This is a genomic window from Gordonia cholesterolivorans (assembly GCF_039531975.1).
Classification (GTDB): Bacteria; Actinomycetota; Actinomycetes; order Mycobacteriales; family Mycobacteriaceae; genus Gordonia; species Gordonia sihwensis.
Genome location: NZ_BAAARB010000037.1, coordinates 1 through 10,780, shown reverse-complemented (window position 1 = coordinate 10,780; position 10,780 = coordinate 1). Strand labels below are relative to the sequence as shown.

11 protein-coding genes are annotated in these 10,780 nt (G+C 64.4%); 10 read left to right on the top strand and 1 reads right to left on the bottom strand.

Annotated elements, in window-relative coordinates; all coding sequences use genetic code 11:
• Window positions 1-129 precede the first annotated feature (129 nt).
• The 10 genes from ABFX36_RS18475 to ABFX36_RS18430 all read left to right on the top strand — a co-directional run bounded on the left by ABFX36_RS18475 (window position 130) and on the right by ABFX36_RS18430 (window position 9,307).
• Window positions 130-1,080, top strand: a complete 951-nt coding sequence (locus tag ABFX36_RS18475; RefSeq protein ID WP_006897060.1) for an MFS transporter — start codon at window positions 130-132, stop codon at window positions 1,078-1,080.
• Window positions 1,081-1,155: 75 nt separating this feature from the next.
• Complete coding sequence (locus ABFX36_RS18470) at window positions 1,156-2,022, top strand: aldo/keto reductase (RefSeq protein WP_006897059.1); 867 nt, start codon at window positions 1,156-1,158, stop codon at window positions 2,020-2,022.
• A gap of 138 nt (window positions 2,023-2,160) precedes the next feature.
• Window positions 2,161-3,624, top strand: coding sequence for an aromatic-ring-hydroxylating dioxygenase subunit alpha (locus ABFX36_RS18465; RefSeq protein WP_006897058.1), 1,464 nt, complete (start codon window positions 2,161-2,163; stop codon window positions 3,622-3,624).
• Window positions 3,625-3,626: 2 nt separating this feature from the next.
• On the top strand, window positions 3,627-4,238 hold the full coding sequence (locus tag ABFX36_RS18460) for a 3-phenylpropionate/cinnamic acid dioxygenase subunit beta (RefSeq protein ID WP_006897057.1): 612 nt from the start codon (window positions 3,627-3,629) through the stop codon (window positions 4,236-4,238).
• Complete coding sequence (locus tag ABFX36_RS18455) at window positions 4,235-4,540, top strand: hypothetical protein (protein WP_006897056.1); 306 nt, start codon at window positions 4,235-4,237, stop codon at window positions 4,538-4,540. Before ABFX36_RS18460 ends, ABFX36_RS18455 begins: the two co-directional genes overlap by 4 nt.
• A gap of 48 nt (window positions 4,541-4,588) precedes the next feature.
• A complete protein-coding gene (locus ABFX36_RS18450; protein ID WP_006897055.1) occupies window positions 4,589-4,786 on the top strand; it encodes a ferredoxin in 198 nt (65 codons plus the stop codon).
• Window positions 4,783-6,018: an NAD(P)/FAD-dependent oxidoreductase gene (locus ABFX36_RS18445; RefSeq protein WP_006897054.1), complete on the top strand. Its 1,236-nt coding sequence runs from the start codon at window positions 4,783-4,785 to the stop codon at window positions 6,016-6,018. Before ABFX36_RS18450 ends, ABFX36_RS18445 begins: the two co-directional genes overlap by 4 nt.
• Window positions 6,015-6,764, top strand: coding sequence for a 3,4-dihydroxyphthalate decarboxylase (gene phtC, locus ABFX36_RS18440; protein ID WP_006897053.1), 750 nt, complete (start codon window positions 6,015-6,017; stop codon window positions 6,762-6,764). The genes ABFX36_RS18445 and phtC overlap by 4 nt, the downstream gene beginning before the upstream one ends.
• A 46-nt stretch (window positions 6,765-6,810) precedes the next feature.
• Window positions 6,811-7,611 carry an IclR family transcriptional regulator gene (locus tag ABFX36_RS18435; RefSeq protein ID WP_006897052.1) on the top strand — a complete coding sequence of 267 codons (801 nt, stop codon included), beginning with the start codon at window positions 6,811-6,813 and terminating at the stop codon, window positions 7,609-7,611.
• Between the two features lie 292 nt (window positions 7,612-7,903).
• Window positions 7,904-9,307, top strand: coding sequence for an IS1380 family transposase (locus ABFX36_RS18430; RefSeq protein ID WP_006897051.1), 1,404 nt, complete (start codon window positions 7,904-7,906; stop codon window positions 9,305-9,307).
• A gap of 98 nt (window positions 9,308-9,405) precedes the next feature.
• On the opposite strand, the gene ABFX36_RS18425 is transcribed toward ABFX36_RS18430, so the two are convergent.
• Window positions 9,406-10,464 carry an MFS transporter gene (locus ABFX36_RS18425; RefSeq protein WP_327037082.1) on the bottom strand — a complete coding sequence of 353 codons (1,059 nt, stop codon included), beginning with the start codon at window positions 10,462-10,464 and terminating at the stop codon, window positions 9,406-9,408.
• Window positions 10,465-10,780: the final 316 nt, after the last annotated feature.

Sequence of the window (10,780 nt, the reverse complement as noted above, 5' to 3'; positions counted from 1 at the left end):
GACCGCGATCTCCGTCCGGTCCGCCACCGTCAACATCATCCGTCCCAGCCCCACCCAGGGTCTCCTACCGCGCTACCCGCAACCCCTCGTGGCCTGCAGTGTTGCTACGACGGTATGACACCGCCCCAGATGTCTGATACAAACAACTTCGAAGAGGAAGCTGGATCCGGGCTGATGATCGCGATCTCGTGCGCACTGCTCGCGATTTCTCCCGCGGTCGTGTTTTTTGTCGCGTCCCAGTTGGTCCAGGGAATAGCCCGGGCGTTCTTCTGGACCAGCAGCCAGACCCACGCCGTTCGTACATCCGCCGCACCGGTCAGTGGCCTCCGGGACGTCAATCTGGCGGCGGGGATCGGTGCGCTTCTCGGCCCCACGGTGGCCGGATACCTCTGGGAGGCCTCGGTGCAACTGCCACTCATGATGGGGATCGTCGCAGGTTCCGTCGCCGTCGTCCCCGCGGCCTTGTTGATCAGGTTTCCCCCGTTCGCGGCCAGGCCTTCTTCACCCACTGGCAGGGATGTCCGTCTGTGGCGACGACCCGGTGTCAACGCTGCCTGCTGGATGAACACGGGCGCAGGGGTTTGGAAAAGCCTTCTAAACTCCTACGTCCCTTTGGCCCTGTCCCTGGCAGGCCAACCGGCTGCAGTCATCGGTATCCTGCTCTCCATCGCCAACGCCACCGTTCTCGTCGGTAGTACCGCCAGCGGGTGGGTCCGGCGCCGGGGCGTCAGGGCGTCTCTGGTCATCGGGATGATAGCTACAGGGCTGGGACTGGCCGCAGTGGGACCGTTCGCCGGTCTGACCGCCCCGGTGGCCATTGCCCTGGCCATCTCCGGCATCGGTGCCGGGGTCCTGCAGACCGTCGGTCCGGCCATCGCAGCGGAGAAGGTGCACCCAGAAGAACGCGGAGACGCCCTCGCATTGACGGGCACTTTCCGCGCCACGGCGCTCTTCCTCTCACCGCTGGGCATGGCCGGGCTGGTCACCCTCGTTCCGGTGACCGCGGCCCTGCTGGCCGCGGGCCTGCTCATCATCACCCCAGCTGCAACCACCTGGAGATCCAACAAAGATGTCGACTGACCGACACAGACCCCGAGGCTCGCGCTATTTGCCTCCGGTGACAAGAAAGCAAGACGTTTCGACGAGAGGCTGTCCATGACGACGAAAACCCATCCGAGCGATGACCCCGCAACGGTCCCGAGGCTCCGACTGCGGCACGGGCATAGCATTCCGCATCTGGGCCTGGGCACCTGGCCACTGGTGGGGGAAGAGTGCGAGACGGCCGTCCGCTACGCCATTCAAAGCGGCTACCGGCTCGTCGACACCGCGTTCCAGTACCGCAATGAAGACGCGGTGGGACGCGGTGTCCGCACTGCCGGCGTTGCGCGTGAAGAGCTGTTCGTCTCCAGCAAGTTCAACAAGGAGTCCCACAGCGTCGACGGTGTGCAGAGGGCCTACGACCGCAGTCTCCAAGCCTTGGGCCTGGACTACCTGGACATGTTCATGTGCCACTGGCCCGTGCCGGCCTTGGACCAGTACACCGAGGCATGGAGAGGCCTCGTCAAGCTCTTGGACGAAGGCCGTGTCAAAGCGATCGGTGTCTCCAATTTCAAGCCGGACCATTTGGAGAAGGTCATTGCCGCGACCGGCGTGGTTCCTGACGTGAACCAGATCCAGCTCAGCCCCGATCTCGCACGGCTACCCCCGCGGGCAGTGCACCAGGACCTGGGCATCATTACCGAGGCCTGGAGCCCTATTGGTCGCGAATCGGGACTGCGTGACCACCCCATCGTGGTGCAGATCGCGCAACGGACAGCAAAGAGTCCGGCGCAGGTTCTGCTCCGCTGGCACGTCCAGCAAGGAATCGTCCCGATCCCGCAGGCCGCCAAACCCGCATGGCTGGTCGAGAACATCTCGGTGTTCGATTTCTCCCTGACTGCCGAGGAAATGGCCGCCCTGGCGAGGCTGGACCGCGGAGAGAACGCCGCCCGCGACTCCGACTCCCCCGAAAACGGCCACTGACCCTTGCCGCACCCACCCGTACCTGGCACGAAGAGTGGGAGGGGTTGACGTAGATCACAAAATGCGGAAACCTCTTCACGACAGAGTGGACCTCTGCTCTACAGACTGACTGATCGATGATCGAGAAGGAGCTCTCCCATGGCAGACCATCACGGCGTCCTCGAGGACGTACGGCGGGGCATGATCCCTGCACATATCTACAACGACAAAGAGCTCTTCGAACTCGAGAAGGAACGTCTCTTCAGCCGCAGCTGGCTGTTCGTCGCCCACGAGTCGGAGGTCCCCGAGGCTGGTGACTACGTGGTCCGCAGGGTCCTCGAGGACTCGTTCATTATCTCTCGGGACGAACAGGGCCAGGTCCGGGCCCTGTTCAACATGTGCCTCCACCGGGGCATGCAGGTGTGCCGGGCGGAGATGGGCAATGCCTCCCACTTCCGTTGCCCGTACCACGGTTGGTCTTACCGCAATGACGGGCGCCTCGTTGGCCTGCCGTTTCACAAGGAGGCATACGGCGGGGAGGAAGGCTTCAAGAAGAAGGGCCAGACCTTGTTGCCTGCTCCCTCGCTGGCCACGTACAACGGTCTGATCTTCATCAGCATGGACCCGGATGCCGAGCCCCTGGAGGAGTTCCTGGGGGACTTCAAGTTCTACCTGGACTACTACACGAAGCAGAGCGCGGACGGCATCGAGCTGCGTGGCCCTCAGCGTTGGCGGGTCAAGGCGAACTGGAAGATCGGGGCCGAGAACTTCGCCGGGGACATGTACCACACGCCCCAGACCCACACCTCGGTGGTGGAGATCGGCCTCTTCCGCGAGCCCAAGGCGGAGAAGCGCAAGGACGGCACCACGTACTGGGCTGGCAACGGTGGCGGCACCACTTACAAGCTGCCCGAAGGTGGCCTGGAGGAGCGCCTGCGCTACGTGGGCTACCCGGACGAGATGATCGCCCGGATGAAGGAGCAGTGGACCCAGGAGCAGCTCGACGTGGTCGGCAAGGACGGGTTCATGATCTCGGCGGCCTCACTGTTCCCGAACATGAGCTTCGTCCATAACTGGCCGCGGGTCGAAGAGGGCTCCGACGAGGTGCTCCCCTTCATCTCTATCCGCGTGTGGCAGCCGATCAGCGAGAACGAGACGGAAGTCCTCTCGTGGTTCGCCGTCGACAAGAACGCGCCGGAGGAGTACAAAGCGCTTTCCTACAAGGCGTATCTCATGTGCTTCGGCAGTGGCGGCATGTTCGAGCAGGACGACGTCGAGAACTGGGTGTCCCTCACCAATACTGCCGCCGGCTCCATGGCACGGCGTCTGCTGCTCAACAGCCGGATGGGCATGCTCGAGAACGGCGAGAACGTCGTCGAGGCCCTGTCCCCCGAGGAATACTCGGGACCCGGCGCCACCCGTGTCGGCTACAGCGAGTACAACCAGCGGGAGTTGTTGCGCCGGTGGGCCGATCACCTCGAACGTCCGGTAGAAGCCGCAGCGCAGGTGCACGTGGGCTCGGACCCGGTGCAAGCGCCACCGGCCGCCGGATCGGGGCCCGCCCGCCCGGCCTGCGGCAGCGCAGAGACCGCGCCCGCAGCAACCCTTCACGAGGAGGTCTGATCATGAGTGTTGGAACGGCACACGAGAACGAGAACTTGACGCTGTCCGAACAATCGGCGCTGGGAGCCCACGCCCCGCGTACTCAGCGGACGGGGCAGACCCTGCCTTTCAACGATGAACTTCACCTGGAGGCGCATCGTTGGCTGGTCGATGAGGCGTACCTGTTGGACGCCCAGGACTACGACGAGTGGCTCTCCCGGATCGCCGATGACGTGCACTATCTCATGCCCGTCCGCGTCACCACTGCCCTGGGCGCCGGATACTCCACCTCACCGGGGATGGCGCACTGGGACGAGAACAAGTACTCGCTCAGTCGCCGCGTGGCACGCTTCGCCACCGAGCACGCGTGGACCGAAGACCCCCCATCACGGCTGCGCCACTACATCACCAACGTGCGCACCTTCCGCACCCCCGACCCGCAAGAGATCATCGTGGACTCGGCGGTTCTTCTCTTCCGCAGCCGTGGTGACGTCGGGGAGTCCTCCACTGTCTCGGCAGGACGCGAGGATCTCCTCCGCCGTACCTCATCCGGGTCCGGGTGGGAGCTGGCCCGTCGCACCATCATGGTCGACGAGTCGGTCATCCGCATGCAGAACCTGGCGATCTTCCTGTGAAACTGGAATGGGAAGGCGAGGAGGAAGACCGCCTCGCGGCGATCCAGGCCACCGAGGAACGCCGCCGGCTCGAAGAGCACGTCACCGGCAAGCCGATCGTGATCGCTAACGAGTTCTCGGAGGTCCAGGTCACCCGCATCGAGACCCGCAACGGTTCGCGGCTGATGATTCAATCTCCTCGTTCGGGCCAGTGGGTAACGCTCTGTCCGCTGGAACTGGAGTCCCTGACCTGGCAGGCCCCGGCCACGTTCTCGGCCATGATCGGACACCCTTTCGGGCCGCTCGTGGCCGAAGACGAATAAACACCCCAACCGCCAGAGCACCACCGTCTCAAGCTAAGGAGTTCGACCATGCCCGTTGTAAAAGCCGATCTGCAGGCCTGTCAGGGATACGCGAACTGCGTCGTCGGAGCCTCTGACTACTTCGACCTGGACGACGACGGGATCGTCGTGCTGCTCCAGACCGAAGTCCCCGAAGCCGACCGCGCCCGCGTCACCGAAGCCGCGCGCAGCTGCCCGGTCTCCGCACTGGTGGTAGAGGACGCATGAGCCCGGGCACCGTCGTCGTCGTCGGGTCCTCCATTGCCGGGGTGCGCACCGCGCAGTCCCTCCGGCTGGAAGGCTATAAGGGGGAGATCATCCTCGTGGGAGAAGAGACCGAACTTCCCTACGATAAGCCGCCATTGTCGAAATCCGTTCTTGCGGGATCCGCCGACGAGGACTCTATCCGGCTGCTGACACAGGAGCAGGCCGATGCCGAGGACATCCAACTCTTGCTGGGGCACCGCGCTGTCGATCTGGACGTCGCCGAGAACCTGCTGAAGCTTGAAGGGCATGACCCCCTTCGCTACGACAACCTCGTCATTGCCACCGGAGCATCACCCCGGCCCTCTCCCTGGGGCCAGTCTCCAGGGATTCACGTGCTGCGCACCCTTGAGGACGCCCGCGAACTACGTGGGGACCTTCTCCGGGGTGGGGCGCTGGCCGTTATCGGGGCAGGGTTCATCGGCGCCGAAGCGGCAGCCACCGCCCGCGGCCTGGGATTGGAGGTCACCGTCATCGACCCGGTGCCCGTGCCCATGAGCCGCCTCTTTAACCCTGAGATCGGCCAGTGGTTCGCAGACCTTCACCAGGACAACGGGGTCGACACCATGTTCGGCACCGGAGTGGAAGCTATCGAAGGCGAGGAGGGCAACTTCTCCCTCCACCTGACCAACGGTGAGAGCGTTCAGGCGGCCACCGTGCTGATCGGTATTGGCGTCATCCCCAATGACTCCTGGCTTAGCGCATCCGGCCTGCTGGTGGACAACGGGGTCGTGCTCAACGAGTACTGTCAAGCCCTCGACGCTGCGAACGTGTACGCCGTCGGCGACGTAGCCCGCTGGCGCCACCAGAAGCACGGCGAGGACGTCAGGACCGAGCACTGGACTAACGCGGTGGAACAGGCCGCCTGCGTGGCCTACAACATCATCCATCCGGAACAGCCGCGCGCCTACACGCCCATTGAATACGTGTGGAGCGACCAGCACGACTGGAAGATCCAGGTCGTGGGACGCGTCGGAGGCAATGTCGACCACGTCCTCATCGGACACCCGCAGGTCCACGGCAAGTTCGCCGCCCTCTACACCATCGACGGCACCACCGTCCGGGGCGCAGCCATCGTGAACTGGCCCAAAGCCCTCATTGCCTGCCGTCTGGGCATGGCCAGGGGCATCACGGTGCAGGATCTGCGCGCCAAGCTCGAACCCCAGTTGGAGCCACCGCCGAGGAGGGCGTCATGACACCCGGAAACTTGCTGCCCCAGACCGAGAGCGTCAGCCGGGAACGTATCGCCCTCGCCTGCCGGGTCTTGGCCCATCGGGGCCTTGCAGATGGAATCTTGGGTCACATCAGCCTGAAAATTACCGACAGCACATTGCTGGTGCGCTGTCGCGGCCCGTACGAACGCGGACTGGCGTATACGCAAGCCGAAGACATCCGCATGGTGGACCTCGACGGCAATCCCGCCGCCGACGGCGAGCTCGCGGGCGGATACACGGTCCCCAACGAACTGCCGCTGCACACCGAGCTCTTCCGGCGCCGCCCAGACATCCGGGCTGTCGTTCACGCCCATCCCCCGCGAGTGGTTGCCGCCGACCTGGCAGGGCTTGCAGTACGCCCCATCGTAGGGGCGTACGACATTCCCGGAGCCCGCCTCGCCGCCAACGGGGTGCCCGTCTATCCCCGCGGAGTACTCATCCGCGACCGTCGGCTCGCCACCGAAATGGCCGATGCTATGGGAACAAGGCCCGTTGTTGTGCTGCGGGGCCACGGCCTCACCAGCGCGGCCGAAACCGTCGAGCAAGCAGTTCTCCAGGCCATCAGCGTGGACGGCCTGTCCGGGTTGGCACTGCAAGTGACTTCGGCTGGTGGGCACCTCGTCGATCTGCCCGACGCCGATATGGCCGAACTGCCCGACCTCGGAGGAGCATTCAACACAGAGACTGCTTGGAGACATGAACTCGCACGACTTGGTGAGCCTCGTTGATGGCCTGCGCCCTAGCCGGACAGAGACTGAACCCCCGGTCAGTAACATGAAGCTCATGTCCGCATCACGGGCGGAGGACGACTCCAGATACGGCCCTCCTCCGCAGTACCCCATCGAATCCGTCGACAACGCACTCCGATTGTTGCTGCTCTTCGAGACTCGGCCGAGCATCCGGCTCACCGATGCCAGCAAGTACCTCGGAGTGGCGTCATCTACGGCCCATCGCCTCATGGGGATGCTCCTCTACCGAGGTTTCGTACGGCAGAACCCTCAGACCAAAGCGTACGAACCCGGACAAGCACTCAGCTCCATCGCCTTCGCCATACGGCGCCACGTCGACATCGGAACGCTAATTCGTCCAGCAATGGAAAGGGTATTCGAGGCAACCGGAGAGACGGTGCACTTTGCCGAGCTCAAAGGCTCGAACGCACACTTTCTGGAGGCCATCGAAAGCCAACGTGCCGTCCGCGTTGCCTCACGTCAAGGTGCGATGCTTCCTGCCAACTGCACTGCAACGGGCAAAGCAATGCTGAGCCTACTCACCACGGAACAACTGCATGCCCTGTACCCGTATGAGGAGCTCCCGGGTCTCACCAAGGGATCTATCATTTCCCGTTCCGATCTGGAGCGTGCCCTCGAAACGATTCGGCAAACCGGGTACTCAACGAGCCAGGAAGAAAGCGAAGACGGCGTCATGTCAGTCGCTGTTCCCATCACCAGCCCGAGCGGAGGATACTACGGGATCAATGTATCCGTGCCCGCTCACCGCATGACTGAACAACTCCGCACAGAACTCGGAGCTATGCTCCAGACAGTCGCCAAAGAAATCCAGAACTTGCTCGTTTAAGGATCTCGACGGCCGGTGACGGTGGTGCTGTGGACAGGACCACCTCAGGCCAGCGGCGATTCCAGAGAGTCGATTCTCCGCAGTCGGAGCCCGAAGAAGAAGGAAATGACCACGGCGACGGTTGCCATAGTGACGAGCATCGCCCAGGTCAGTGTCGAGTTACCGAGGCTAACCCGGGTGATTCATGGGAATCTGCGGATCGCTGGGCGAAAATAGACCGAAGTGCTTCCTGAACAGGGGAAACTGGGACTTGTCTAAGGTTCCATGTTCTCCAGCAGAAAGCACTCGGTAGGTGAAGCGTACTTCGTGGTCGGCCGGTCTGTCCGTTACTGCAGATGGTGTCGGGGTGGTCTCGCATGCCGGGGCTATCGTGCCTCGACTTCTGGCTGATCAGGTCGGTCTGACCGCCGAGCTGTCAGGGGCCATGGCTCGCCGCCGGTTCATCCCGATCCACGATCGCGGCCGGGTGTTGATCGATACCGCGGTGATGCTCGCCGATGGCGGCGAGTCCATCTCCGACATCGGCGTCCTGCGCCACCAGTCCGGCGCCCTGGGCCCAGTGGCGTCGGCGCCGACGGTGTGGCGCACGCTCGATGAGGTCACTGCCGGCAAGCGCAAGAAGATCCAGGTGGCGCGGGCTCGCACGCGGCGGCACGTGTGGTCCCACCTGCCCGGCGGAGTGCCCGCATCGGCGTGTGCGGGGCGGGATCTGGGATCGACGGTCGTGCTCGATGTGGACGCCACCATTGTGGTCACTCACAGCGAGAAGGAGCTTGCTGCGCCGACGTATAAGCGCACGTTCGGGTACCACCCGATCGGCGTGTGGTGCGACAACACAGAAGAGTTCCTCGCCGCGAGCTTGCGCCCAGGCAACGCCGGGTCCAACACCGCCGCCGACCACATCGACGTCCTGGGCCAGGCAATCGCGCAGATCCCCGCCAGTCATCGGCGTGATCTGCTGATCCGCTCCGACGGTGCCGGCGCCTCCCACGACCTGATCGACTGGATCACCGAGCAGAACCGCGTCCGTGGTCGACAGGTGGAGTACTCGGTCGGCTTCTCCATCACTGCCCCGATTCGCCGGGCCATCGCGACCTGCCCCGAAGCCGCGTGGGGACCAGCGCTCAACCCCAACGGGGACATTCGTGACGGGGCCGACATCGCGGAGCTGACCGGATTCCTCTCCCAACGGATGCTCGCCAAGTGGCCAGACGGGATGCGGGTGATCGTGCGCCGCGAGCGGCCCCATCCGGGTGCTCAGTTGTCGATGTTCGAGGAGATCGATGGATGGCGCTACCAGGCTTTTGTCACCAACACCACCGCCACGGGTCAGCTGCAATTCCTCGAGGCCAGGCATCGGGCTCACGCCCGGGTCGAGGACCGGATACGCCACGCCAAGGACACCGGGCTCGGGCGGCTACCTTCGCGGGGGTTCGCGCTCAACCAGGCCTGGCTCGTCGCGGTGATGATCGCAGCGGACCTCGTTGCCTGGACGCGGATGCTCGCTTGCACCGGCGAGGCCGCAGTCCTGGCGTTGTGCGAGCCCAAGGCACTGCGCTACCGCTTCCTTCACGTGGCAGCCCGGCTGGTCCGCAGCGGCCGACGGCGAAAAGTGAAGATCCCGGAAACATGGCCCTGGGCCGTCGCGATCGTCGCTGTGTTCAACACGATCGCCGCGATCCCCAAACCAGCCTGACCTCACATGCCCGCCCACGACATCACCACCCGGGGACCCGCCCACCGGCAGCGCCAGCCGGCACACACGCACGCCCACCCACGAAATCGATCCCGCCGTCACCCGACAGCAGCAGTCACACCGGCCCGTGAATCAGCGGGGCTAAGGGCCACCCCGGTGAGCACGGGGCCGATGGTATTGCCGATGTACGTGCCGGTCTGGACAATGCCGGTGGCCGCTGCGGTGGCCCCAGGCGCCATGTGCGAGATGAGGAAGTGCACCAGACCTGGCCACCCCCACCCCAGGCCCACCGCTAGCAGGACACCTACCACGTAGCTCCAGGTGGTGGGGATCGCCATGAGTGAAAGCCCGACGGCGCAGACGATGAGTGCTGTCTGGATCAGAGAAAGTGCTGACACGCCGCCTCGATCGACGACTCCGCCAATGACGATACGGGTCGCGGCTCCTAAGGCGCTGCCGACGGCCAGAATCACACCAGCCGGGCCGACTGCAATCCCCCGCTCCAGCGCGCCGATCACGGCAAAGGCCACGGCGGACGTAACGGCACCGCCCGCGAACATCGTCATCGCGGCCATCAGCACCAACGCCGAACGCATCTGGGTATCCCATTGCCCCGCCGGCCGGGTCGTACCCATAACGACCGGCATGGTCCGGGTCCGGGCCACGGGGACCAGTACGAGCATGCCCAGTACAGCCATCAGCAGGAAGGCCATGGACCATCCCAGAGTCAACGCAACCAACGGGATCGAAACGCCGGCGACCAACCCCGTCACAGGGACCGCGGCCTGTTTCACCCCGAAGGCCAGCCCGCACGAGGCGGCTGGGATGTGCGTGACGAGCAAGTGGTTGGAGGAAGGGTGCCCGAGACCGTTCCCGAGTCCCCCCAGGGATGCCCATACAATTAGCCACGGCCACGCAGAGATCCAGGACGCGCTGCCGGTCAGGCTCACGACCGCCAGAAGCAAGGCGGCGATGCCCATGCCTTTCTCGCTGAGCACACGACCAATCACACCGGTGCACGCGGAGGTGAGGGCGGCCGCAGCCCAGTAGACCCCTACCGCCAGGCCGATCCCGTAGGCCGGGACGCGGATTGTTGCGGTGATCTCCGTGGCCAGCGCCCCAAGGAGAAACACCGGCATGTTTGTTAAGACAGTCACCAGTACGGCCACAGCCAAAGCGGCGAATCCACGGCCCGGATGTCTCACGCGCTGTGACCTGCCACCGGGGCATCCGATGCCGCATCCATCTCCGGCACGCTGCGCTTACGCACCCGTGGGCAGGGCGGTAAAAAGTTCATGGCTGGCATTCCTGCCCTTCCAGGTCAAGGCTGTGGTGCGAGCAATACCGTGAAGCGCCCTGGGTTTGATGGAGACTCGCGCTATTTGATTCCGACCAGCTGTTCGCGGTCGGCTTGGACAGCATAGAACGCGTGCTCGAACTCGGCGGGCGGGACGTCGCCGAGGTATCCGTGGA

Bases quoted from the DNA above. Each gene is read 5' to 3' on its own strand.
- ABFX36_RS18475 (WP_006897060.1), top strand. From the start codon at position 130: ATGTCTGATACAAACAACTTCGAAGAGGAAGCTGGATCCGGGCTGATG.
- ABFX36_RS18470 (WP_006897059.1), top strand. From the start codon at position 1,156: ATGACGACGAAAACCCATCCGAGCGATGACCCCGCAACGGTCCCGAGG.
- ABFX36_RS18465 (WP_006897058.1), top strand. From the start codon at position 2,161: ATGGCAGACCATCACGGCGTCCTCGAGGACGTACGGCGGGGCATGATC.
- ABFX36_RS18460 (WP_006897057.1), top strand. From the start codon at position 3,627: ATGAGTGTTGGAACGGCACACGAGAACGAGAACTTGACGCTGTCCGAA.
- ABFX36_RS18450 (WP_006897055.1), top strand. From the start codon at position 4,589: ATGCCCGTTGTAAAAGCCGATCTGCAGGCCTGTCAGGGATACGCGAAC.
- ABFX36_RS18445 (WP_006897054.1), top strand. From the start codon at position 4,783: ATGAGCCCGGGCACCGTCGTCGTCGTCGGGTCCTCCATTGCCGGGGTG.
- phtC (WP_006897053.1), top strand. From the start codon at position 6,015: ATGACACCCGGAAACTTGCTGCCCCAGACCGAGAGCGTCAGCCGGGAA.
- ABFX36_RS18435 (WP_006897052.1), top strand. From the start codon at position 6,811: ATGAAGCTCATGTCCGCATCACGGGCGGAGGACGACTCCAGATACGGC.